General features: G+C 71.8%; 19 protein-coding genes. 9 read left to right on the forward strand and 10 right to left on the reverse strand.

Annotated features, from left to right (window positions below; translation table 11 throughout):
* Window positions 1-130 precede the first annotated feature (130 nt).
* Both AS97_RS21035 and AS97_RS21040 read left to right on the forward strand, forming a co-directional pair.
* Window positions 131-1321 carry a helix-turn-helix transcriptional regulator gene (locus AS97_RS21035; RefSeq protein WP_210565449.1) on the forward strand — a complete coding sequence of 397 codons (1191 nt, stop codon included), beginning with the start codon at window positions 131-133 and terminating at the stop codon, window positions 1319-1321.
* A gap of 108 nt (window positions 1322-1429) precedes the next feature.
* The gene (locus AS97_RS21040) at window positions 1430-1786 is read left to right on the forward strand and encodes a hypothetical protein (protein ID WP_247204448.1); all 357 of its coding nucleotides are present in this window, start codon (window positions 1430-1432) and stop codon (window positions 1784-1786) included.
* 69 nt (window positions 1787-1855) lie between these two features.
* On the opposite strand, the gene AS97_RS21045 is transcribed toward AS97_RS21040, so the two are convergent.
* The 3 genes from AS97_RS21045 to AS97_RS21055 form a co-directional block, all read right to left on the reverse strand.
* Window positions 1856-2281, reverse strand: a complete 426-nt coding sequence (locus AS97_RS21045) for a toxin-antitoxin system, toxin component, PIN family protein (protein WP_247204449.1) — start codon at window positions 2279-2281, stop codon at window positions 1856-1858.
* Window positions 2232-2888: a DUF433 domain-containing protein gene (locus AS97_RS21050; protein WP_125760456.1), complete on the reverse strand. Its 657-nt coding sequence runs from the start codon at window positions 2886-2888 to the stop codon at window positions 2232-2234. Before AS97_RS21050 ends, AS97_RS21045 begins: the two co-directional genes overlap by 50 nt.
* A 203-nt stretch (window positions 2889-3091) precedes the next feature.
* Window positions 3092-5929, reverse strand: coding sequence for an FAD-binding and (Fe-S)-binding domain-containing protein (locus AS97_RS21055; protein WP_210565450.1), 2838 nt, complete (start codon window positions 5927-5929; stop codon window positions 3092-3094).
* A 178-nt stretch (window positions 5930-6107) separates the two neighbouring features.
* Between AS97_RS21055 and serC the strand changes: the two genes are divergently transcribed.
* The gene (serC, locus tag AS97_RS21060) at window positions 6108-7226 is read left to right on the forward strand and encodes a phosphoserine transaminase (RefSeq protein WP_125760452.1); all 1119 of its coding nucleotides are present in this window, start codon (window positions 6108-6110) and stop codon (window positions 7224-7226) included.
* Between the two features lie 121 nt (window positions 7227-7347).
* Here serC and AS97_RS21065 read toward each other — a convergent pair whose 3' ends face one another.
* On the reverse strand, window positions 7348-8358 hold the full coding sequence (locus AS97_RS21065; RefSeq protein ID WP_059142693.1) for a hypothetical protein: 1011 nt from the start codon (window positions 8356-8358) through the stop codon (window positions 7348-7350).
* A gap of 296 nt (window positions 8359-8654) precedes the next feature.
* Between AS97_RS21065 and AS97_RS21070 the strand changes: the two genes are divergently transcribed.
* Complete coding sequence (locus AS97_RS21070) at window positions 8655-9221, forward strand: hypothetical protein (protein WP_236670057.1); 567 nt, start codon at window positions 8655-8657, stop codon at window positions 9219-9221.
* A gap of 177 nt (window positions 9222-9398) precedes the next feature.
* Entirely contained in the window at window positions 9399-10394 is a 996-nt protein-coding gene (locus tag AS97_RS21075) for an aldo/keto reductase (protein WP_059142695.1), read from the forward strand.
* Window positions 10395-10606: 212 nt separating this feature from the next.
* On the opposite strand, the gene thpR is transcribed toward AS97_RS21075, so the two are convergent.
* The 4 genes from thpR to AS97_RS21095 all read right to left on the reverse strand — a co-directional run bounded on the left by thpR (window position 10607) and on the right by AS97_RS21095 (window position 14982).
* Window positions 10607-11185: an RNA 2',3'-cyclic phosphodiesterase gene (gene thpR / locus AS97_RS21080; protein ID WP_059142696.1), complete on the reverse strand. Its 579-nt coding sequence runs from the start codon at window positions 11183-11185 to the stop codon at window positions 10607-10609.
* 141 nt (window positions 11186-11326) lie between these two features.
* On the reverse strand, window positions 11327-12709 hold the full coding sequence (locus AS97_RS21085) for an MFS transporter (RefSeq protein WP_210565451.1): 1383 nt from the start codon (window positions 12707-12709) through the stop codon (window positions 11327-11329).
* A gap of 31 nt (window positions 12710-12740) precedes the next feature.
* Window positions 12741-13202 (reverse strand): MarR family transcriptional regulator, encoded by a 462-nt coding sequence (locus tag AS97_RS21090; RefSeq protein ID WP_059142698.1) that lies wholly within the window; start codon window positions 13200-13202, stop codon window positions 12741-12743.
* Window positions 13203-13515: 313 nt separating this feature from the next.
* A complete protein-coding gene (locus AS97_RS21095) occupies window positions 13516-14982 on the reverse strand; it encodes an NCS2 family permease (protein ID WP_210565452.1) in 1467 nt (488 codons plus the stop codon).
* Between the two features lie 170 nt (window positions 14983-15152).
* On the opposite strand from AS97_RS21095, the gene AS97_RS21100 reads away from it, so the two are divergent.
* Both AS97_RS21100 and AS97_RS21105 read left to right on the forward strand, forming a co-directional pair.
* On the forward strand, window positions 15153-15416 hold the full coding sequence (locus AS97_RS21100; RefSeq protein WP_059142700.1) for a DUF2530 domain-containing protein: 264 nt from the start codon (window positions 15153-15155) through the stop codon (window positions 15414-15416).
* 359 nt (window positions 15417-15775) lie between these two features.
* Window positions 15776-16594 (forward strand): SAM-dependent methyltransferase, encoded by an 819-nt coding sequence (locus AS97_RS21105; RefSeq protein ID WP_059142701.1) that lies wholly within the window; start codon window positions 15776-15778, stop codon window positions 16592-16594.
* A 120-nt stretch (window positions 16595-16714) separates the two neighbouring features.
* Here the strand turns inward: AS97_RS21105 and AS97_RS21110 are convergent, their stop codons facing one another.
* Both AS97_RS21110 and AS97_RS21115 read right to left on the reverse strand, forming a co-directional pair.
* A complete protein-coding gene (locus AS97_RS21110; RefSeq protein ID WP_086709855.1) occupies window positions 16715-20221 on the reverse strand; it encodes a molecular chaperone Hsp90 in 3507 nt (1168 codons plus the stop codon).
* A gap of 774 nt (window positions 20222-20995) precedes the next feature.
* Window positions 20996-21901 (reverse strand): DUF3027 domain-containing protein, encoded by a 906-nt coding sequence (locus AS97_RS21115; RefSeq protein WP_059142703.1) that lies wholly within the window; start codon window positions 21899-21901, stop codon window positions 20996-20998.
* 167 nt (window positions 21902-22068) lie between these two features.
* Here AS97_RS21115 and AS97_RS21120 point away from each other — a divergent pair, with 167 nt between their 5' ends.
* Together AS97_RS21120 and AS97_RS21125 are read left to right on the forward strand one after the other, a co-directional pair.
* A complete protein-coding gene (locus tag AS97_RS21120) occupies window positions 22069-23796 on the forward strand; it encodes an MFS transporter (RefSeq protein ID WP_210565453.1) in 1728 nt (575 codons plus the stop codon).
* A 145-nt stretch (window positions 23797-23941) separates the two neighbouring features.
* Window positions 23942-24448 carry a hypothetical protein gene (locus AS97_RS21125; RefSeq protein ID WP_059142704.1) on the forward strand — a complete coding sequence of 169 codons (507 nt, stop codon included), beginning with the start codon at window positions 23942-23944 and terminating at the stop codon, window positions 24446-24448.
* Window positions 24449-24579: the final 131 nt, after the last annotated feature.

The raw sequence follows: 24579 nt of genomic DNA on the forward strand, positions 1-24579 counted from the left end.
CGTCCCGACGGTCGTAACGAGCCGCCCCGCCCCGGCGGCCCCTCTCCGGCTGCGATCGTGACCGGTCGATACTTCGCCGCGTTTGACCAGGGGTACGTGTCACCTTGCCGAGCTTTAAAGGGAGTTGAGCATGCCCGACGACGGTCAGGATCACATCGGCGCACGGTTGCGCGACATCCGGAAGCGTCGAGGGCTGACGCAGCGCGGCTTGTCGGACGCATCAGGTATCTCCATCTCCTGGATCAGGAAGCTGGAGCAGGGCGAGCAGCAGGACACGCGCCTGGAAACAGCCCGGAAGCTCGCCACAGCGCTGGGCGTGTCCACGACGCGGCTCATCGCCGGACACCGCGAGGACGACGCCGACGAAGCCACAAGGGAACGCTGGGAGCCGGTACGCCACGCCCTGACCTCTGCGGCATCCGATCGCCGTACCGACGAGGCGCCCACCGTGGACGGGGTCAGGGCGGCGCTCAGGGCCGCACTACCCCTCTTCTCCGGCGACCGGTTCGCCGAGCTGCTACCCGTCCTTCCCCCGCTCCTGCGGGACGCCCATGCGCTTGCTGGTCTCGACCCACGCGGTCGGCACCTACAGGGACGGTTATTGCAGCTCACCGGGTGGCTCATGGTGCAGACGCGTCAGTTCGATACCGCCGAAACAGCCCTGGCCCGAGCCATGGACGAGGCCGCGGACCGGCTCGACGGCGCCGCCATCGCGAGCACACGCTGCTGGCTGCTGCTGCGACGGGGCCGACTCGCCGAGGCCCGCGCGCTGTCCGTGCGATGGTCGGACGACACGGAGCCCCGCCTGTCTCGTGCCACCCCCGCCGAACTGAGCGCATGGGGTTGGCTGCTCCTGCGCGCGTCGGCCGCCGCGGTGCGAGACAACGAATCCGACGTCGCCAGGGACACTCTGCGGCTCGCCCACGCGGCAGCCGTCGCCATGGGCCGCGAGTTCACCCCCGACGGCGACTTCCTCCGCGCCTTCGGACCCACGACGGTCATCTTCAAGCGCGCGGAAAACGCGATGGTCGAAGAGGAACCGGACCGCGTCCTCAGCCTGTCGACGCACATCCCCACCAGCGGCCACCGGCCGACATCGAACAATCGAAACCGTCACCTTCTGGACGTGGCCAGAGCCCATCTGATGAAGCGTCGGCCCGCAGATGCTTTTGCAGTCCTGCGGGGCGTCTGGTCCGATGCTCCGGAGTGGCTGCCCAACCAGCGCTACGCGCGGGACATCCTGAGCGACATCATCGCCAGGCGGCGGACGATGACGCCGGAGATGCGGGCCATGGCCGACGTGCTCGGCGTGCCGATGTGACGCCGGATGGCAGTTCCATCCGTCGCCGGACGAAAGTGCCATTGATCAACTACCCAGCGTGACCCTAACGTCACGACACGGAAACATCGCCACCGAAGGAGCCGTACCGTGACCGCCACACCACCAGGAAGCCCGAGCAGGGCTGCCTTACGCCTGCTGCCGTGGTCCAGCCCGGACGGCAAGCCCTGCTACCTGGCGCCGGGCGACGGTTACAGCCCTCTGAGCCGGCGAGCGGACGAGCTCGAGGCCCTACATCTGACCATGGGCGCACAACTCCTTGCACATGCCCATGCCTTCCTCGACGGCCGAAAGGTGAGTGCCGAGGAAATCCGCTACCTGGCCAACCGGCTCACCGAGGCGCTGCGCGATGCGCTGCGGGTAGCTGAGAGCCGGGGCGGGCGGCTGCGCGTGTACGAGGAAGACGGTTGCGCTGAACAAGACGACGGCTCGACGCACACGACGTGACATCGGCACCGGGTACGGCGCCTCCGCCGCCATCCGACAGGCCACGAAAGCAGATTCCAACATCGACTTCTACGGCCACTTCTTCTCGATACGGTCCTCGTAGACGGCGTAGATCGCGGGCTCGCCACGTGCCGCGGCACGGTAAATGGCGGCCTGTTGGCTGTGGAACCGCCGCACCTTGTCCACGATCAGCAGATCCTTCTTGCTCAGATAGAACAGAGGCTGGTCCCCGTCGGCGAGAGCCCCACGCTCATGTGCGCGGTACCGGATACGTTCGTCCTGGGTCAGCAGAGCCCACCCCTGGCCCAGTCCATGGGCGATCCACTCCTCATCCGGAACGTGCTGCCCGTCGTCGGCGAATACCTCGCTGAGGTGGCGGACCAGCCACCCCGCTTCCCGTAACAGAGCCACCGTGCGGCGCCCCAGGGAGCGGTCGGCGAGGAACTCAGGCGGCGCGTCGGCGGGCGATCCGGCAGATCGCTTCGACCTGGTCACGCGTCAGCCCGTACTCGTCCGCGACCGCCTCCAACGACTCTCCGGCCTCCCACAGGGAGACAATCGCGTCCACCTGGACCCTGTTCTCCGCGACGACCGGCGCGCCCCAGCCGAAGCGGGGATCGATGATCACAGGGGCGACGTCCGGGTACTGGCGCAGGCGGAGCTGGTAGGGATATTGATCGCCGCTCTCCCAGGCGATGTAGCGCAAGTAGCCGGTGATGACTTCCCTGATGGGGCGCTGACCGTCCCGGGCGCGCGCCAGGTCGCCGTCCGCGTACTCGACGAAGATGTCCACCCCGTCGGTGGCGATCCGCCGGGTGGCCAGCCCGTACTCGTCGCCGAACGCCAGGCGCACCGCTTCGGCCGCCTCCCGGATCTTGGGCATGCTGAGGTAACCGCGCAGCGACCGCAGCACATACGCCTCGACGATCGCTACGAACGGGATCGAAGGCCAGCCGCGCTTCACCGGCTGAACGCCGTGCACGAGCGGGGATCCGGCAGCGCTCTCGTGATGCAGCCAGCGCTGAAGCGTACGGTCGGGAATGTCCAGGTGCCGGGCGGTTTCCTGGACGCTCAGAAGCGCGTCGCTGAAGCGATCCACCATCGCCGGTACCCTCCCGTTGCTGACCGAATCCGAACACAGCGGCTGTTCACCCCCACGGTAGGCCGAGCCTCGGACCCTAGCGAGGGCGAACTCCTGTGGTCCGTACAGTCAGCTCACGGTTCACTCGAACGAGCGTCGGACCTTCCGCGACGGCGCCCCGCCCGGATCGCAGCCGAGAGCCGTCGCGGCGCGCGGTTCACGGGTCAGGGCAGCCGGTCCGCCAGGACCTCCGCCAGGTGGCGGCTCTTGCGGCCGGCCAGTTGGGTCAGTTGGGTGCGGCAGGAGTAGCCGTCCGCCAGGATCTCCGTGCCGGGGTCCGCGGCGCGCACCGATGGCAGTAGTTGCTCCTCGGCGCAGGCCACCGAGACGTCGTAGTGGCCGTCCTCGAAGCCGAAGTTGCCCGCCAGCCCGCAGCAGCCGCCGCTCAACGCGCCCGTAAGGCCCGCGCGTTCACGGAGGCGGCGCTCGGCGGCGTCGCCGAGGACGGCGTGCTGGTGGCAGTGGGTCTGGCCGACCACGGGGCGGTCGACCTTCGGGGGCCGCCAGTCGGGGGCGTACTCCTCCAGGGCCTGGGCGAACGTCGAGACGGACCCGGCGAGGCGCGCGGCACGGGGGTCGGCGCCGAGGAGTTCGGGGAGGTCGGTGCGGAGGGCGGCGGTGCAGCTGGGTTCGAGGCCGACCACCGGAAGCCCTGCGTCCAGGGCCGGAGCCATGACGTCCAGGGTGCGCCGCATGACCGCGCGGGCGCGGTCGAGCTGGCCGGTGGAGACCCAGGTCAGGCCGCAGCACACGGGCCCCGGCGGGACGACCACCCGCAGCCCGGCCGCCTCCAGCACGGCGACCGCCGACCGGCCGACGGACGGGGAGAGGTGATTGGTGAAGGTATCGGGCCACAGCACGACGGTGCGGGCGTCGTTCCCGGCGCGAGGCACCGTGCGGGCATGCTCCCGCCACCACCGCGTGAAGGGCTCCCGGGCCAGCTCCGGGATGTCCCGCTCGGGCGCGATCCCGCCCATCCGCTTGGCCAGGGCCGCGAGCGGAGGCACGCCCGCCAGGGCGTTGGCGGCGGGCGCGGCCCTCAGGAGGGAGGCGGCCCGGAGCCATACCGGCAGCCAGCCCATCGAGTAGTGCGCGGCGGGCCGCACCCGTCCCTCGTAGTGGTGGTGCAGGAACTCCGCCTTGTACGTGGCCATGTCGACCTCGACCGGGCAGTCGCTGCGGCAGCCCTTGCAGGACAGGCACAGGTCGAGCGCGTCCCGGACCTCCTCCGAGCGCCAGCCGTCCTGGACGACCTCGCCCGCGAGCATCTCGTGCAGCAGCCGGGCGCGGCCGCGCGTGGAGTGCTTCTCCTCGCCGGTCACGCGGTACGACGGGCACATCACCCCGGAGCCGGACACCGACTCGTTACGGCACTTGGCGACGCCCACACAACGCCGGACGGCCGCCGAGAAGTCCCCCTTGTCGTGCGGATAGCCGAACTCGACGTCCACCGGGCGCCTCGGCAGGGGATCGAAGCGCAGGTTCTGGTCCAGGCGCTGCGGGCGGGCCAGGACACCGGGGTTGAGGCCGCCTTCCGGGTCCCACAGGTCCTTGAAGCGGGAGAAGAGGCCGACCATCTCGTCCCCGTACACGCGCGGCAGCAGCTCCGCGCGGGCCAGCCCGTCGCCGTGTTCACCGGAGAGCGAGCCGCCGTGGGCGACGACCAGATCGGCGAGGTCGGAGGAGAAGGCGCGGAAGATCCGGATCCCGGGCTCGGTCAGCAGGTCGAAGTCGATGCGGACGTGGATGCAGCCGTCCCCGAAGTGCCCGTACGGCGTGCCGCGCAGCCCGTGCTGGGCCATCAGGGCGCGGAAGTCACGCAGATACGCGCCGAGCCGGGGCGGCGGCACCGCGCAGTCCTCCCAGCCGGGCCATGCCTCGCCGCCGTCCGCCCTACCCGGAATACGCAGTCGGGTGGCGGTCCCGGAGGCGTCCTCGCGCACCCGCCACAGGGCGCGCTGCCCGGCCGGGTCGGCGACGACGGTGTGGCCGGTGGTGGCCTCGGCGGCGGCGCGGGCCACCTCCTGGGCGCGGGAGAGCGCCTCCTCGCGGGTGGCGCCCCCGACCTCCACGAACAGCCAGGCGCCGCCCTTGGGCAGCCCGGAGGCCCCGGCGACCAGATCGGCGGCCATGCCCTCGACGGTCAGCGGACCGTACGGCAGCAGAGTGTGCGCGGCCTCGGCCGCCGCGCTCTCGTCGGGGTAGCCGAGTACGGCCAGGGCGCGGGCGCCGGGCGCCTCCACCAGCCTTACGGTCGCCTCCGTCACCACCCCGAGGGTGCCCTCGCTGCCGGTGAGGGCGCGGGCCAGATCGGCGTTCTTCTCGGGCAGCAGCTCGTCCAGGGCGTAGCCGGAGATCCGGCGGGGCAGCTCGGGGAAGCCGGTGCGCAGCAGGGCCAGGTGGTGGCCGGCCAGGGACCGTATGCCGTCGCGGAGCCGGGCGGGCAGGTCGTGGAGGCCCTGGGCGGCGCGCACCCGCTCTCCGCCGTAGGTGAGGACGTCCAGCTCGTGGACGTTGTCGGCGGTGGTGCCCCAGGCCACCGAGTGGGAGCCGCAGGAGTTGTTGCCGATCATGCCGCCGAGGGTGCAGCGGCTGTGGGTGGACGGGTCGGGGCCGAAGGTCAGCCCATGGGCGCCGGCCGCCGTACGGAGGTCGTCGAGGATCGCGCCGGGCTGGACGACGGCGGTCCGCCGCTCGGGGTCGAGCGAGACGATGCCGCGCATATGGCGGGTGAAGTCGAGGACGACGCCGAGTCCGGTGGCCTGTCCTGCGATCGAGGTCCCGGCGCCGCGCGCGACCACCGGCACCCCGCGCTCCCGGCAGACGGCCAGCACCGCCGCCACATCGTCCGCGTCCCGGGGCGCGACCACTCCGTCCGGCACCCGTCGGTAGTTCGACGCGTCCATGGTCATCAGGGCCCGGCTCGCCGTATCGAAGGAGACGTCCCCGCGGACGGCCCGTCGCAGCGCCTGCTCCAGCTCGTCTGCCTGGTGATCAGCCATGCCTCCATGGTCCACGCCGGGAGGGCCGTTGAGAATGTCCAATTCCGATTCATGGCCGCCGCGTTCCTCGATCGCCCCTACACCGGCCTCACCTCCCGCGTCAACAGGATGTGGACATGCCGTCTCACCCGCTGGACGCACGGTCGGACCGCGGGGGCCGACGGATTAGGCTTCGGTCGTGGCTGACATCCGGATTCCCGATGACATCAAGCCCGCCGACGGACGCTTCGGCTCGGGCCCGTCCAAGGTGCGCACCGAGGCGCTGAGCGCCCTGGCCGCCACCGGAAGCTCCCTGCTCGGCACCTCCCACCGCCAGGCCCCGGTCAAGAACCTGGTCGGCGCGGTGCGCGAAGGGGTGCGCGAGCTCTTCCAACTCCCGGAGGGCTACGAGGTCATCCTGGGCAACGGCGGCTCCACCGCCTTCTGGGACATCGCGACCCACGGGCTGATCGACTCCAAGTCCCAGCATCTGTCCTTCGGCGAGTTCTCCTCGAAGTTCGCCAAGGCGGCGAAGCTGGCGCCGTGGCTCGAGGAGCCCACGGTGATCTCCTCCGACCCCGGCACCCACCCGGAGCCGCGCGCCGAGAGTGGCACGGACGTCTACGCCCTCACCCACAACGAGACCTCCACCGGTGTCGCCATGCCCATCCAGCGGGTGGCCGGCGCCGACGAGGGTGCGCTGGTGCTGGTGGACGCGACCTCCGGGGCGGGCGGCCTGCCGGTCGACATCGCCGAGACGGACGTCTACTACTTCGCGCCGCAGAAGTCCTTCGCGGCCGACGGCGGTCTGTGGATCGGCGTGTTCTCGCCTGCCGCGCTGGAGCGCGCCGCCCGGATCCACGCCTCGGGCCGGCACGTCCCGGAGTTCTTCTCGCTGCCGACCGCGATCGACAACTCGCTGAAGAACCAGACGTACAACACCCCGGCGCTGGCGACGCTCTTCCTGCTCGACGACCAGCTCAAGTGGATCAACGGCCAGGGCGGTCTGGACTGGGCGGTGCGGCGCACCGCGACCTCGTCGCGCACGCTGTACGGCTGGGCCGAGGAGTCCAAGTTCGCCACCCCTTTCGTAGCCGACCCGGCCAAGCGGTCGCAGGTCGTCGGCACGATCGACTTCACCGAGGAGATCGACGCCGCCGCGGTCGCCAAGGCGCTGCGGGCCAACGGCGTCGTGGACACCGAGCCGTACCGCAAGCTGGGCCGCAACCAGCTGCGGGTGGCGATGTTCCCGGCCGTCGACCCGGCGGACGTCCAGGCGCTGACGGCGTGCGTGGACTACGTCATCGAGCACCTCTGACGAGCGCTCTTACGCCCGTACGCAAGGGGCCCGCGGCCGACCACCGCCCCACCGGCCGCGGGCCCCTTCGCATGCGCCCAAGCCCCCGCGCATGCGCTGACGATCTCGCTCGCGCCGATGGTCAGGATCGGCCCCGGCGGAAGAGCCTGCGCAGGCCGAGGAACACGACCAGTGCACCGGCGAAGGTGACCCCGGCCTTGACCAGGTTGCCGTTCTTCTCGTCCTCGGTGAGCTTGCCGTCGACGCGGTCGGAGTACTCCCCGTTCTTCTTCTGCTCCTTCGCGGTGGCGTCCGGCAGCAGCTCCCCGCCGAGGTCCACCGGCGTCACCTTGGAGCCCGCGCCCTCGGTGCCGTACATCAGCGTGCCGCCGTCCGGGGTGAAGGTGACCGACTCGCCCTGCCGCTGCAGCGGCAGCCCCGGCTCCTCCTCGAGCCGTGTCGGCTTTCCGTCCCGCCAGCGGTACTCGGCGGCCGAGAAGTAGCCGCGGAGCACCAGCCGGGTGCCGTCCGGGGCGAACGCCCCGTCCGTGACCTCCATGTCGAGGTCGGAGACCCGCCGGAAGACATTCACCCCCGAGGGGCTGAGCGTGGCCGGTCCGGCGTACAGCCCGGCGTCCTCGTCGCTCTTGCTGGCGATATAGACGCGGCCCGTCTTGGGATGGACCATCATCGCCTCGGCGTTGCGCGGCCCGCCCTGGTACTTGACGGTGAACTGGGTCGCGGTGACGGTGGTGTCCTTGAGCTGCTTCGGCTCGGGGAAGCGGTAGATCCACACATGGGACCACTGACCGCCCAGGTTGTCGCCGATATCGCCGACGTAGACATTGCCGTCCGCCCCTATCGAGATCGCTTCCACATCGCGGGGATCCCCTATGCCCCGCAGGACGACCCGCGCGACCGTCTTCCCGGTCTTGCCGTCGACGGCGTAGACGTACGGCCCGTCCGAGCTGTCGTTGTGCGTCCAGTAGACGCCGGGGTGGAGGCGGCTCGCGGCCAGGCCGCTGGACTCGGTGATCCGTGGATCCTCGATCGTGAAGGGAGACGGCGACGACGAGTCGTCGGCGAAGGCCGGGGCGGCTGCGAACACGGTCAGCAGCGCGGCGGCACCGAGTACGAACGGAAGCGGACGCATGGGCCCAAGAGTGCCATCCCGCCGGGGGCCTCCGGTGCCCGAACCACGCCGGGGGACTCCCTCCGGCCAGGCATGGCGTGACTCCCTCTGGTCACCCATGCCTCCCCCGTGCATGACTTCGGCGATCACGGGCAGATAACGTCTGTCAATTATTTGTGCGGGCGGTCGACCCGAAATAACCCGCAGATTATTTGACCTCATCCGGGGATTATTTCGGCGAGAAATTTATCGGTCATTGGCGGCATAGCGGGCGGCGGCATTGCAATGCAGAAAGGCCCCGCTTACGGTCTGAGCTCATGAGCGAATACAGCCAGTCCTCTTATGCGCAAAGCGCGCCGCCCATGCATTCCGCAGGGGCCCCGAGCGGCGGTGCCGCACATGCGTCACCCGCACCGGCCGCGCCGTCCAAGAAGATCGCGATCTTCGCGATCGTCGGCTCGGTCATCGCGCTGGTCGGCTCCATGGTGAACTGGGTGGTCTCCGACGCCGAGGGCGCCACCGGGGGCATCAAGGGCATCGACGGCGACGGCATCATCACGCTGATCATCGCCCTGGTCGCGGCGATCCTGTTCATCGCCGCCATGGCCACCAAGAAGGCCGCGCTCTACCTGGTCGGCGGGGTTCTGGGGCTGGCCATGGCAATCGTCGCGGCCATCAACATGGCGGACCCCGAGCGGCTGGTCACCCAGAAGCTGAAGGACGACGAGGGAGTGTCGCAGAAGGTCGCGGAAAAGGCGGCGGAGCAGGCCGCGAAGCTGTATGAAATGACCGCTGGACCGGGGCTCTACATGGTCCTGATCGGCGCACTGATGGCCCTGGCCCTCGGCGCTCTCGGCTTTATGAAGGCCCGCGCTGCGCGCTAACCGGAAAAGGTCGGCCTCGAGAAATCCCAGGACGCCCGCTTTTTGACCGCACGGGGGGCCAAAAAGCGGGCCTTCGGGTTTTCCACGGGAATTCAAGGCCGTCGGCAAGTGGCCGGTCACCGATGCCCCGGCCTGTCCCCCTTGATTAGAGCGCACTCCAACGGCTTGGCTGATCCCATGGAGTACACGCAGCTCGGACGCACAGGTCTCAAGGTCAGCCGGATCGTCCTCGGCACCATGAACTTCGGTCCGCAGACGGAAGAAGCCGACAGCCACTCGATCATGGATGCAGCGCTCGACGCGGGCATCAACTTCTTCGACACCGCCAATGTGTACGGCTGGGGCGAGAACAAGGGCCGCACCGAGGAAATCATCGGGAGCTGGTTCGCCAAGGGCGGCGGGCGGCGCGAGAAGACCGTCCTCGCGACCAAGGTGTACGGAAACATGGCCGCCGAGGGCGAGCCGTGGCCCAATACCGACAAGCTCTCGGCCGTCAACATCCGCCGGGCCGTGGACGCCAGCCTCAAGCGGCTCGGCACGGACTACATCGACCTCTACCAGTTCCACCACGTGGACCGCTCCACCCCGTGGGACGAGATCTGGCAGGCGATCGACGTCCTCGTTCAGCAGGGCAAGATCATCTACGCGGGCTCCTCCAACCACGCCGGCTGGCACATCGCCCAGGCCAATGAGACCGCGGCCCGCCGTGGCTCGTTCGGGCTGGTCAGCGAGCAGTGCCTGTACAACCTGGCCGAGCGCCGCGCCGAGATGGAGGTCATCCCGGCCGCGCAGGGCTACGGCGTGGGCATCATCCCGTGGTCGCCGCTGCACGGCGGACTGCTCGGCGGCGCGCTCCGCAAGGAGCGCGAGGGCGGCGGTTCGCGCAGCACGTCCGGGCGCAGCGCCGACGCGCTGAAGGACGCGACGGTGCGCGATCAGATCCAGCGGTACGAGGACCTGCTGGCCGAGCACGGCATCGAACCCGGCGAGGCGGCCCTGGCCTGGCTGCTCACCCGGCCCGGGGTGACCGGCCCGATCGTGGGCCCGCGCACGGCCGAGCAGCTGGCGTCGGCGGTGCGCGCCGCGGAGCTGAAGCTGAGCGAGGAAGTACTGACGGAGCTGGACGAGATCTTCCCGGGTCCGGGGCCGTCGCCGGAGGCGTTCGCCTGGTAGCCGGGCCGCCACTGAGCGGTGAGCGAAGGCGTTGAGGGGCGTGGGCCGTGCGGCCCGCGCCCCCTGCTCTCTGTTCCTCTGTTGGCCTCGGTGGCGGCTTCAGCCGCCCAGCGCGGCCGCAGCGGCGACGACGACGAGAATCAGCACCAGCGCGCCGCTCATGATCATGTTTCTGGTCTTGGGGTCCACAGGCTTGAGATTAGCCGGACCGCTCAGTGCCCCAGCGGCCAGGCCGCCACCACCTCGTAGCGCGGCTGCCGCCCGGGGACGCCCGGGGCCGGTGGATGGCTGCGCACCAGGCAGAGCTCGCCCACGGTCCACTCCCGGCCCGCGAAGTCGGTGAGCCCGTCCACATACGGCACGAGGCTGGTGGCGGAGCGCCGGCGGGAGGACCGGGCGCGGGCGATGGTCAGATGCGGGTGGTACGGACGGTGCCGGTCCATCGGGACCCCGACCCGTCGGCCCCCCGCCTCGGCGGAGTCGGCCAGCCGCCGCAGGGCCTCGCTGTCGCCGTCGACGCCCACCCACACCACCCGGTCGTCGAACCGGCCCCCGCCCGCCAGCCGCAGCTCGTGGGCGCGGTGCCGATGGGCGGCGCGGGCCAGCCGGGTGTGCAGCTCGGGCAGCACCTCCTCGGCCACTTCGCCGTAGAAGGCCAGCGTGAAGTGCCACCCCTCCCGCTCGGTCCAGCGCAGCCCGTCCGCCCCCGGCAGCGTCTGGAGCGCCTTGACCCGCGCGGCCAGCTCGGCGACGACCGCGTCCGGCGGCAAGACGGCGGCGAAGAGTCTCATCCGCCCAGTCTCCCCCACGGGGGGCAGCCGTCGAGTGGCCCCTGTCCCGCGACGGCCGCCGCTCAGGCTGTGACGGCCCCCGTCCCGCGACGGCCGCCGGGCTCAGGCCGTGGCGACCTCCTCCGGTCGCGGCCGCCGGGCTCAGGCCGTGGTCGCGAGTTGCTTGTCCTCCGGTGTGCGGGGGACGAAGACCACACGCGGGTGGCCGCGCCGGAGGTCCAGCTTCACCCGCAGACCGCCGGCCCGGACCAGGAGCAGCCCCACCGTGCCCGCGGCGGCGGCCGAGATCAGACCGCCCGCGGCGAAGCCGATACGCGCGCCGCAGGTGTCGGTCAGCCAGCCCACCAGCGGGCCGCCGATCGGCGTACCGCCCACGAAGACCATCATGAACAGGCTCATCACCCGGCCCCGCATCGCGGGATCGGTCGCGAGCTGGACGCTGGAGTTCGCGGTCACGTTGAACGTCAGGCTGAAGATCCCGATCGGCACCATGAGCGCCGCGAAGAGCCAGAAGTACGGGGTCGCCGCCGCGACCACCTCCAGCACGCCGAACATCAGCGCGGCCCCGACCAGCAGCCGCCGCCGGGCCACCACGCGCCGGGCGGCCAGCAGCGCACCGGCCACCGAGCCGATCGCGATCAACGTGTTGAGCAGGCCGTACGTACCGGGTCCGGCGTGGAAGACATCGTCGGCGAAGGCACTGAGCCAGATCGGGAAGTTGAAGCCGAAGGTGCCGATGAAGCCGACGAGCACGATCGGCCAGATCAGATCGGGGTTCCCGGCGACATAGCGCAGCCCCTCCCGGAGCTGCCCCTTGCCGCGCGGCGTCCGCTCGACCTTGTACAGCTCACTGGTGCGCATCAGCAGCAGCCCGATGATCGGGGCGGCGAAGGAGAGTCCGTTGATCAGGAAGGCCCAGCCGCTGCCCACGGCGGTGATCAGCACACCGGCGACCGCCGGGCCGACCAGCCGGGCGGACTGGAAGTTCGCGGAGTTGAGGCTCACCGCGTTCCGCAGGTCCTTGGGGCCGACCATCTCGTTGACGAAGACCTGGCGGGTCGGGTTGTCGACGACGGTGACCATGCCGAGCAGGAACGCGATCAGATAGACATGCCAGACCTGCACATGGCCGCTGAGGGTGAGGGCGGCGAGGGCGAGCCCGCACAGCCCCAGCGCGGTCTGGGTGAACAGCAGCAGCCGCCGTCTGGGACATCGGTCCGCGATGACCCCGCCGTACAGCCCGAAGAGCAGCATGGGCAGGAACTGCAGCGCGGTGGTGATGCCGACGGCGGTGGAGGAGCCGGTGATGCTGAGGACCAGCCAGTCCTGGGCGATCCGCGACATCCAGGTGCCGGTGTTGGAGATCACGGCACCGGTGGCGAACAGCCGGTAGTTACGGATCTTCAGCGAACGAAAGGTCCCGCCCCGGGCGCGTCCCGTGGTGACGGGGGATACGGGGTCGGGCGCGGGGTGAGTGGGGTGCTTCGGTGCGGGTGCGGAGTCTGCTCCGGGTCCCGTACTCAAGTGTGTTCGCCTCCTGGCTGCTCGGTTGTCCTTACAAATGCGCGAGCTTCTCCAGCACGGGCGCGGCGGCGCGCAGCACGTCCCACTCGTCCTCGGTCAGCTCCCCGACCAGCTCGGCCAGCCAGGCGTTGCGCTTGCGTCGGCTCTCCTCGAGCATGGCCTCGGCCCGCTCGGTCGGCGAGACGACCTTCTGCCGCCGGTCCTCGGGATGCGGCTCGAGCCTGACCAGTCCCTTGGCTTCCAGCAGCGCCACGATGCGGGTCATCGACGGAGGCTGGACGTGTTCCTTGCGGGCCAGCTCACCGGGGGTGGCGGAGCCGCACTGGGCCAACGTGCCCAGGACCGCCATCTCGGTCGGGCTGAGCGACTCGTCCACCCGCTGGTGCTTGAGTCGCCGCGAGAGGCGCATCACTGCCGACCGCAGGGCGCTCACGGCGGCCGCGTCATCGGAGGGCGCCTCCGCGTTGTGCTGGGAGCGGGACAGATCCGGCATGGTCTTTAGCATAACTCATTACCTCGTCTAATAAAACCCTGGTTACTTCCCTACTTCTATTTCACCCGAGCGAGTGAGTTGACTCCGGGTGGTAACGCTCGGCGAAACGCCTGAGCGCCCAGGACACCTCCGGTCCTGGGCGCTCAGGAGGGGACGACGTACAGAACGACGTACATGGGAGCGGGAGACGTACGCCAGGGCAGGACGCTGGCTCGGCTCAGGGGACGCCGGCTCGGCTCGGGGGACGCCGGTCGGCTCAGGAGACGCCGGTCGGCTCAGGAGACGCCGGTCGGCTCAGGAGACGCCGGTCGGCTCAGGAGACGCCGAGTGCCTGCTCGATCGGGTTGAGCAGGAAGTACACCAGGAAGCACAGCCCCACCGCACCCAGCAGCCACGGGATCTCCCGGGTCCGCCGGGTGGCGATGCGCAGCAGCAGGAACGAGAGCACGCCCAGCCCGATCCCGTTGGTGATGCTGTAGGTGAACGGCATCGAGATCATGGTCAGGAAGGCCGGGATCGCGATCGTGAAATCGCTCCAGTCGATCTCCTTGACGTTCGCCGCCATGATCAGGAAGCCGACGACCACCAGCGCGGGGGTCGCGGCCTGCGAGGGCACCACCCTGGCCAGCGGGGTGAAGACCAGCGCGAGCAGGAAGAGACCGCCGGTCACCACGTTCGCGAGGCCGGTGCGCGCCCCTTCCCCGACGCCCGCCGTGGACTCGACGAAGCAGGTGTTGGCCGAGGCCGAGCCCAAGCCGCCGCCCGCGACCGCGACGCCGTCCACCATCAGGATCCGGCCCATGCCCGGCAGCTGCCCGCGCTCATCGGTCAGCCCGGCCTCCTCGCCGACGCCGATGATCGTGCCCATCGCGTCGAAGAAGCCGGAGAGCAGCACGGTGAAGACGAAGAGACAGCCGGTGAGCAGGCCGACCTCATGGAAGCCGCCGAACAGGCTGACATGGCCGACCAGGCCGAAGTCCGGGGTGTCGACCACCTTCTCCGGCACCTTGGGGATGGTCAGCCCCCACTCGGCGTCCGGGATGTGGGCCAGGGAGTTGATCACGATCGCGACCACGGTCATGGTCACGATGCCGATCAGGATCGCGCCGCGCGTCTTGCGGACGATCAGGATGAACGTGAGCGCGAGACCGGCCACGAACACCAGCACCGGCCAGCCCTGCAGCCGCCCGGCCACTCCCAGCCCCAGGGGGACGGTGGTGTGCGCGGAGTCGGGGTTACGGGTGACGAAGCCGGAGTCGACCAGGCCGATCAGGGCGATGAACAGCCCGATGCCGATCGCGATGGCCCGCCGCAGCCCGGCCGGGATCGCGTCCATCACCCGCTGCCGCAGCCCCGAGGCGACGAGGATCATCAGCACCAGACCCGCGAGCACCACCATGCCCATCGCGTCCGGCCAGCTCATCTTGGGTGCGAGCTGCAGCGAGACCACGGCGTTGATGCCCAGGCCCGCGGCGAGCGCGATGGGGACGTTGCCGATGATCCCCATGAGCAGCGTGGTCAGGCCCGCGATCAGGGCGGTGGCGGTGACGAGCTGGCCGTTGTTGAGCTGATGACCGAACTTATCCGTACCGGCCCCGAGGATGATCGGGTTCAGTACGACGATGTAGGCCATCGCAAAGAACGTGGCCAGGCCACCACGGATCTCCCGGGAGACCGAGGAGCCGCGCTCACGGATCTTGAAGAACTTGTCGATGCCGTTCATAGGGGGAATCGGAGCCTGTTCGCTGGCGTCGACCGGCGCGGGGGCCGAGGGGGACATAGATGACCTCAGTCTTGCGTGAACATCAACAGCGGGTCTCTTGGACGATCAAACAAGACATTCCAGCCAGACCCGAAAGCATTCAGTATGAAACTATTAAGGCCCGATCGCCAAACCGGTCCCGATACGGCCCCGACCGGGCCCATGACCGGCCCCCTTAAGCTGTGGCCATGACGAAGTGGACCCCCAAGCACGAGGCGCCGGAGCCGCTCGAGGGCAATGTCGTGGCCACGATCACCGGCGGCACGATCGTGTGGTTCGTCCTCTTCCTCGTCCAGCTGCCCTTCTACCGCTGGTTCGACGAGCACGGACATCTGTGGTGGCTGTGGACCTGCCTGGCCGGCGGCGCCCTCGGATTGCTCGGCGTCTGGTACGTACGGGCCCGGGACGCGGCGATCAACGGCTCACGGAACGGCGACGCGCAGAACGGCTGACAGGCCCACCCCGAGCGCACACACACCGCGCGCCCGCGACACCGCGCACCCGCGATGACGCACGCCCGCGATGGCGCACCCACGACGGCGCGGCGCCGGACCGTCGCCGTTCCCGGCGGCGATCCGGCGCCCTGGCCTGGCGCGCGAGCGCGCTCCCCTCCTCGCGACGCACCCGCTCACCCGTCCGTGGTGCACACAGAAAGATGAGGGCCCCGCCGCGAAGACGCGCGGGCGGAGCCGGATGCGACAACTGTGCGATCTTCACAGGCCGTTCACAATGTTGCGGAAGCCTCGCGGCGCACATTTTGGTTCGGGAACTACCGTCTTGCGGCAGCCAACTCACCAGTAATGTGAGGGATATGACCGGTAACCGCTTTCGTGCCGATGAGATCGACACCAGTAAGCCGCACTCGGCCCGCATGTACGACTACTTCCTGGGCGGTAAGACCCACTACGCGGTCGACACCCACGCCGCCGAACAGGTCGAGGCCGTCTGGCCCGACGTCAAGCCGTGGACCCGTGCCAACCGGTCATTCATGCACCGCGCGACCCGCTGGCTCGCGCGCGAGGCGGGCATCCGGCAGTTCCTGGACATCGGCACCGGCATCCCGACCGAGCCCAACCTCCACCAGGTCGCCCAGGAGATAGCCCCGGACTCCCGGATCGTCTACGCGGACAACGACCCCATCGTGCTGGCCTACGCCCAGGCCCTGTTGCTCTCCACGCCCGAGGGCCGCACCGCCTACATCCACGCGGACGTCACCGAACCGGAGGCCATCCTGGCCGCCGAGGACCTGGCCGAGACCCTCGATCTGTCCCAGCCGATCGCCCTGTCGCTCAACGCGATCATGCACTTCATCGCGGACGAGCAGAAGCCGTACGAGATCGTGCGACAGCTGGTCGAGCCCCTGGCGTCGGGCAGCTACCTCGTGATCTCGCACGGTGGGCTCGACCCCCGCGGCGGGGTCTCGGACGCGGTGACCAACCTCTACCGCAGCAGCGGCATCCATGTGCAGGGCCGCACCCAGGAGGAGGTCCTTGAATTCTTCGACGGGCTGGAACTGGTCGACCCGGGCGTGGTGATGCCCCACCGCTGGAAGCCCGAGAACGAACAGGCCAAGGCGGAGGCGGAGGCCAAGGACCTGTGGATCTACGCGGGCGTGGCGCGCAAGCCCTGACCCGGGCGCGAGACGTGGCCCGGGGCGCGAGCCCGGCCCCCGGCAGGACCTGACCCGGGGCGCAAGCTCCACCCCGGGCAGTCCCAGGCGTCCGTCCGCCGAACAGCCCCCGGGTGTCCGTCAGTCGAACCAGCGGGCCCGCGCCAGCTCCTCCGTACGGGTCAGATCCTCCAGCAGGGCCGCCACCTCGAACCGGCGCGACCAGTGGCCGGCGGCCCAGGCCAGACCGGCCGCGACACCCTCGACCGTCGAGGCGTGCAGGGTGCCGTCCACATACCGCCAGTCCAGCTCGTCCTCGCCCTCGATCAGCAGCTCTTCGTGCTCGACGTACGACAGCGGGGCGCCCGGGAGGAGTTCGCGGACCGCCTCGGGCACCTCGTGCGGATCGCCCTGTGAGGTCACCCGCGCCGGGTACGCCTCGCTCAGCCGCCGCACCTGGAACAGCTCGGCCAGCTCCGCCGCCCGGGTGGGCCGTACGGGCAGCAGCGCCCGGCCGTCCGCCTCGGCCAGCGGCATCAGGTCCGGGGCGTCCGCGACCAGCGCCTCGCCCGCCTCGACCACCGTCGGCTCGCCGTCCACGATGGCGCGTACGTCGTCCGGCAGGGTCACCTGCTCGGGTTCCAGGTCGGCCAACTGCCCGTAGACGGCGTGCAGCTGGGCGGGGGTCACCTCGCGGTCCGGGTCGGCGAGGCGGGCCAGCAGCTCGGCGGCGCCTCCCGGTTCGTCCAGCAGTGCGGCGACGGAGGTCCGTACCCCCAGCGCCCGCAGCACCTGTTCGTCCTCGAACCCGGCCGCGTCCACCGCCTCGTACAGCCCCGCCAGCAGCGGATCGCCCCCGGCCGCGCGCAGCCCGGCGGGGCGGCGGCCGTCCAGCACCGGATGGCCGCGCAGCCACCACGCGGTGTACGAGCGCACGGTCTCCGTCGTGCCGTCCGGCAGCAGCACCCGCACCGGCGCGGTCAGCGCGTCGCGCAGCGGCGGCTGGGCGAGCATGGCGAGCGCCCGTGGCCAGGCGTCGTCGTCGACCAGGTCCAGGTCCCGTACGGCCACGATCTCGGTGGCCACCGGCGGCACCGGCGTCTGCGGCAGCCGGTCCAGCACGTCCTCGCACCACACGTCGACGGCATCCAGCACGCCGACGTCGTCCGGCTCGGTGAAGTCGCCCTCGCGCGGCTCCAGTTCATCCGGGTCCAGCACCACATCGGTGGCCCTGACCAGCGTGAAGCCCGCCAGCACACCGACCGCGGCCAGCGGCTGCTCACCCCAGCGCTCGGCCAGCTCGGCGTCGCACGCGGCCAGTTCGCCCTCCCGCATCACCTGCTCGAAGGCGCTGCCGGGAAGGACCAGTTCACCGGCCGGGGCCAGCTCCCCGTCCTCGTCCGGCAGCGCGAGCGCGGCGAGCCAGGGCTCGTCGCCGGGCGCCAGCCGGGCCTGCTGGACGAGGCCGAGGACGGTGTCGGCCAGCGTGTCGGCGTCCAGCGCCGCGCCCAGGGCCTCGCCCTCCTCCGCGAACGGGTCGTACGCGTCCTCCGCCTCCAGCGAATGCGCGACGGCGGCCCGCACCTGCGGAGTCGTCAGCACGGCGCGGGGGGTGGCGGGGGTCGCGCCGAGCTTCTCCAGGAGTGGATGGGCGGCGTCCGGATGTGCAACTTTCAGGCCGAGGCGGGCGAGGGTGCGATGCGTAGCGCTGACCGCTCCGCCGCGCTCGGGGGCCTCCGCGGTCCCGGCGAGTCCGGCGGACTCGGCGGTTCCGGCCATCCCGGCGGACTCGGCGCCCCAGGCGGCCCCGGCGGACGGCGCGGCCTCGGCGGTTCCGATGCTGTCCAGGTCGCCGTCGGCCTCGCCCGGCAGCGGCAGCAGCACCTGCCGGGGCCCGATCGTCGTCCGGCCGTCCGCCAGCGGCACCGGCAGCCCGCTGAGCCGGTCCGGGTCGATGCCGCCCAGCGAGTCGTACAGCCGCCGCCACCAGGCCGGGGCGCGCTCCACACCCGCGAGCCGGTCGATGAGCTCGCCCAGCGGCACCCGGGCCACGCCCAGCACCCGCAGCTCCGAACGGCGCTCCAGCCCCGCTGGCAGCAGTGTCGGGAACAGCTCGGCCAGCACCTCCACCGTCTCCGCGCCCGCGCCCTCGACGACCTCGGCGTCCCGGGGCCGCAGGGCGTGCGGCTCGCCCTCGAAACCGCCGCGCGCCAGCACGTCGTCGTCCCAGTCGGCCGGGGAGTCGGCCGCGGCGGCCGGCGGGGCGGACAGGGCTGCATCGCCCGCCGCGGGGCCGCTCTGGGCGGCGTCCGGCCCGAGCGCGTCCGGTGACCCGAGCCAGCCCTCCACAGCCTCGGTGCCCGCGCCCACCGCCGGGGCGGCGGCGCTGGGCAGGAACGGCACCCTCGGCAGCCGCTCCAGCACCCTCCGGCGCAGCTCCCCGTCCAGCTCGCCCTTGCCCAGCTGGCCCGGGACCAGGTCGATCGTGCCGACCGAGACCGGATGCCAGTCGCGCAGCAGCGTCGCGTAGGACTCGGCCGCGCGGTCCAGCAGGAAGTCCGTGAGCGGGCCGGGGGCGGTATGGCGGCGGGTGGGCTCCAGCGGGAAGGACGCGATCAGCAGCGCCGGCATGCCCAGCGGCTCATCGGTCGGCGTCGGGGCGTGGACGACCGGGGCGGTCGCGGACCGCACCGGCGCGCCCTCCGCGTCCACCGGCACCGCCCAGGTCACCGACCACACCGGGCGCAGCCGCTCCTCCACCGGACGGTCGGCGAGCAGCTCCGGCTCCAGCCGCCCGCCGGCGCTCTCGGTGCGCCAGCGCGTCGTCCCGCGTGCGCCGCCGGCCTCGCGGCTGCCCTCGCCGCCGCCCTCACGGCTGTCCTCGATGACGGTGTACGGGCCCTCCTGGCGGCGGCGCAGCGTCCGGGTGCCCTCGACGGTCTCGACCACGACCTCGGCCAGACCGGGGAGGGTGAGCAGCAGCGCGTCGTCGATCCCGGCCAGCAGCCGCTCCGCCACGTCCAGGGCGGCGCCGTCGCGCAGCGGCAGCACCACGACGGTGTCGTAGCCCTCCGGGGCGATCCCCTCGGCGGGCAGCGGCAGCCGCAGCAGCGGTACGTGGCCGTCGCGGCGGCGCAGCTCCTCGGCGAGGCCGGGGCTGGTGGCGGTGGCGTGCCGGGTCAGCTCCCGCGCCTCGGCCAGCGACCAGCGCACCCCGCCGGTACGGCCCACGACCGCGGGCTCGTCGCTCACCGCGAGGACCGCCGCGAAGCCGACGCCGAACCGCCCGACCGCGCTCGCCGGCTCGTCCCGTTTGGCCGACGCCCGCAGGGTGGACAGCGACTCGACCCCGACCGCGTCCAGCGGCGCCCCGGTGTTGGCGGCGGCCAGCACGGCGGGCTCGCCGTCGGTGGCCGGCCGCAGGGTCAGCCGGAGCCGTCCGGGCACCCCGGCGCGGGCGGCGGCGTCCGCCGCGTTCTGGGCCATCTCGACGACCAGCCGATCGCGGTGGCCGCCCAGCGCCAGGTCCTCCTCGGCATTGGCGTCCTCCCGGAACCGGGCGGGCGACGCGGCCCAGGCGTCCAGCACGCCGCGCCGCAGCCGCGCGGTCCCGAACGGGTCCGCGTCCTCGGTCGCGCCTCGCACCATCGCCGTGCTGCTCACGTCTCGCCTCCGGAGTTCCTGGTCGGGGTCCGTCCTGCGCCGCGGCTCCACACCGCCGAGTCCCCCGCGGTGCGGCTCGCCCCACCGCGCTCGTCGTTCCCTCGCGTGTCGCCCTTGCTAGCCGCGAACGTACCGCTATCCGCGCCCAAACGACGCCTCGGGCTCCAGACAACCGGATTCCCCACCTCAGCCCCGAGCCCTCCCCCGCCTCAGCGCCAGGTCTTCCCCGCCTCGCCCCGAGCCCATCGGCCCCGGGGCGCCGGCCCCGGCCGCCCAGCCAGCCGCTCAGCCCCTCCGTCCGGCCTCTCCGCCCAACTCGGCCGAGCCTCCCCCGGCAGACCGCCCGGCAGGGGCGGAAACCGGGGCGACCGGGCTCGCCGTTGGACCTGACGACGGGCCTGACGACGGGCGGTCGCGGGCAGATCGGACGCGTGGAGCGGGCCGGGCACAGCCGGGCCGTGTCGCACGGGACCACCCGCAGGGCGCCGTGCGCGCCGCACGGGACCACCCGCAGGGCGCCGTGCGCGCCGCACAGGACCACCCGCCGGGCGCGCGCCGCACAGGGCCACCCGCAGGGCGCCGTGCGCGCCGCCCCAGGCTGCGCGCGGCCGTCTGCGGACGGCAGCCCGGCAGCCGCGCCGGACCGCCGCGGAGCAGACCGCTGGGCGCACCGAAGGCGCCGCGCGCGTCGCACAGGCTTGCCCCCGGCCGCGCGTCGCACAGGCCCGCCTCACACGGGGCCGCGCCTCACAGACCGCCTCAGCTGTGGCCCAGTTCCTCCGGCGGGGTGTCCGCCTCGACGGAGCCGCTCGCGCGGTCCGGGTGGAGGGGGAGCGGTTCGACGACGGTCTCGTCGACCACGGGCGCGGACGGACGCGGGGGCTTGGGCATCACGGCCGCCTCGGAGTGGGCGCCGCAGCCGTAGGAGAGGGAGACGACGCGGCCGTCCGCCGGGCTGAACTCATTCGCGCACACGCCGAACGCCTGTCCCAGCGAGCCGCCGAGGGGCATCAGGAAGCCGCAGGTCGCGCACGTGCCGGGGGCCGCCTGGGCCATGGGGGTCTGGGCGCCGTACGCCTCGTCCCAGCGGTCGGCCGCGACGTGGAGGCCGTAGCGGGACAGCACCCGGGCGCGCCGCATGCCGAGCTCCTCGGCGATGGCCGCGATCGAGCCGGTCTTGGGCGCGGCGGTCTGGGCGCCGGGGGCGCCGGCCGTCACATCGGCCTCCTCCACCGCCGCGAGCTGTTGCATCTCCTCCGAGACCACGGAGTTGGGCGGCGGGACGTCCTCGCCCGTGTAGCCCGGCTCCAGGCGCAGGTCCTCGGCCTCGGTGGGGAGCAGATCGCCCGGGCCCATGTCGCCGGGGCGCAGCCGCTCGCTCCAGGGCACCCACTCCGGCGCGAGCAGCGCGTCGGGGCCGGGGAGCAGTACCGTCTCGTCAAGGGTGACGTTCTTCGCGCGGGAGGCGCGGGTCACGGTGACCGCCCAGCGCCAGCCGCGATAGCCCGGCTCGGGGTTCTCGAAGAGATGCGTGACCACGCGGTCGCCCTCGGCGACAGCGCCCATATACTCGCCGACCTTCCCCGGAAAGGCGGCTTCCATGGCCGCCTCGCGGGCGAGTTCGACCGCCTCGGCGCACAGGCGGTCGGGGGTACGGCTTCGCATCGCACTCACAGGATCGATTCTCTCTTCCACGCCGTCGCAGCCGTCTGACCTGGTGCGCCAGCCGTACGGCCGGAACGCGGGACCGCGGACGGAGCGGACCATGGGGCCGCCTCGACGTCCGCGCCCATCCGGCCTTCGGGCGCACCTTGTACGTCCCATTCTGCGGGATGGCTACTCGGCACACGGCCAGGAACGACCCTCGGTGGCGCGGTTACGCACGCTACCTTGTCCGGCCGCGCAGCCCCTACCCCCGTCCCATGCCCGTCCCCGGCCGCCGCACCGTCCACCCCCTGCCCGCCCGCCCCGGGGGAACCACATTTCCGCTGGACAGCGAGGTGTTGCCGATCCCCGCCGACGGCGCCGCCATCCAGAAAGCCGTCGAAGGTCTGACGCCGGGGCCGCGTTGGCTGCACCATGGTCAGGTGGCAGGCACGCGGTGGTACAGCGGCGGTTCGACCAAGCGGTCGGGCCGCTGGGCCGTTCATGCGCTCCGTCTGCCCTTCGCGCTCCGTCTCCCCTTCACCGCGGCCGGGCGGGGCATCCGCCGGGCCACCCACGCCCATGGGGCCGGGGAGTCGGGACTCGGCAAGCTGATCGAGCTGCACGCGGTGAACTCCGCGGGCGACATGATGATCACCGTCGCGCTCGCCTCCACGATCTTCTTCTCGGTCCCGACCGACGAGGCCCGCGGGCGGGTCGCGCTCTACCTGGTCATCACCATGGCGCCGTTCGCGCTCCTCGCGCCCGTCATCGGCCCGCTCCTGGACCGCCTTCCGCACGGGCGCCGCGCGGCCATGGCGGGCGCGATGCTGACCCGCGCGGTGCTCGCGCTGACCATGGCGGGGGCGGTGGCGGGCGGCGGCCTCGATCTGTATCCGGCGGCGCTGGGCGTGCTGGTGGCGTCCAAGGCGTACGGAGTCGTCCGTTCCGCCGTCGTGCCACGGCTGCTGCCACCCCACTTCTCCCTGGTCAAGGCCAACTCACGGGTCACGCTTGCCGGACTGCTCGCGACCGGCGTGGCGGCCCCGCTGGGGGCCGTGCTGCATCAGATCGGTCCGAGCTGGCCGCTGTACGGGGCGTCCGCGATCTTCCTGCTGGGCGGATTCCTGTCGTTCACCCTTCCGCACAAGGTGGACTCCGCGAAGGGTGAGGCCAGGGCGCAGCTGACCTCGGGACAGCGCCATCTGCATCTGCCGGTGACGGTGACGGTGCGTAAACCCAAGGCCAGAGTCGGCGGGTCCAGGGCAGCCTTCTGGACCCTCTTTTGGAGCTCCATCCGGAGGAGCGGTTCCGGGCGGCTCGGCCTCCGTACGGTCGGCCCCTCCGTACTGCATGCCCTTCAGGCGTGCGCCGCGCTGAAGACCCTGTCCGGGTTTCTCACCCTCTTCCTCGCCTTCCTCCTCCGCGACCAGCCCGTGGGCGGGCTCGGCCCCGAGGTCTCGCTCGGCCTGGCCGCCGTCTGCGCGGGCGGCGGCAACGCGCTGGGCACCGCGATCGGCGCCTGGCTGCGGGAGCGCGGCCCCGAGCGGATCATCGCGGTGGTGCTGAGCTCGGCCCTGGCCGTGATCATCGTGTCGGCGGCCTTCTACGGCGTGGTGACGGTCGCCGCCGTGGCCGCCACCGCCGGAATCTCCCAGGCGCTGGGCAAGCTGTCGCTGGACGCGCTGATCCAGCGCGACGTCCCGGAGGAGGTCCGCACCTCCGCGTTCTCCCGCTCCGAGACGACGCTCCAGATGGCGTGGGTCCTCGGCGGCGCCATCGGCATCGTGCTGCCGCTCCACGGGGTGCTGGGGATGGCGGTCGCGGCGGCGGTGCTCGCGCTGGGCGTGGCGCTGAGCGTCCGTGGGCTGCTGAGCGCCTCCCGGCACGGCGCGCCGTATCCACGGGTGGCTTGAGACACGGGGGCGGGGGCCGGCTTGATTCGCATGCACGGCGGCCGGCCCGACCCGCCTCCGCGGCGCGCGCGGGTCGGGCGACCCGCCTCCGCGGCTCGCCTGACCCGCGCGCGAAGTGATCGGGGCGGCCCGATAGCCTGCCCGCATGACCGCTGCGCTGTTTTCCAGGGGCAAGGGCCGCCGCGCCGCCACCGCCGCCTGTGCTGTGTCCCTCGGGCTCGTCGCCCTCTCCGCATGCGACAAGCCGACCCCGCTGGCAACGGTGACGGTCGGTTCGGAGACCGTGACGGCCGAGGCGAGCGACGGCTGCTACGGCGACGGCAAGGACCTGAGCTCGGCGAAGTTCAAGGCGTGCCTTTCCGCCAAGCCCGACAAGACGATCAAGGTGACCCCCGGGGACAAGGTGCGGATCGGGGTGGACCCCGAGATCGCCAAGTCGAGCTGGGGCCTGATCGCCAACAACCCGGTCATGGCCGAGGCGAGCAAGGAGACGTACCGCAGCTTCGACAGCGACACGCTCTTCGCCCAGCAGAACCCGCAGACGGGCCAGACCACGCTCCAGAAGAAGGTCACGATCACGATCGCCGAGCTCGGCAAGAGCAGCCAGGGCGTCAAGGGCATCTGGCGCTTCACGCTGGAACGGGACTCCTGACAGGATTCCCCAGGTACGGGACTCCGCGGGACGAAGCGCCGCCCTGACGGGGCCTGGCCGCACGGGGAAGACTGGGCACGTCGAGAGAGCCCGACGCACCAGAAGCACCAGCCACGCCGTGACAAGGGGGG

The sequence above is a fragment of the Streptomyces sp. AgN23 genome (genome assembly GCF_001598115.1).
GTDB classification, from domain to species: Bacteria; Actinomycetota; Actinomycetes; order Streptomycetales; family Streptomycetaceae; genus Streptomyces; species Streptomyces antimycoticus.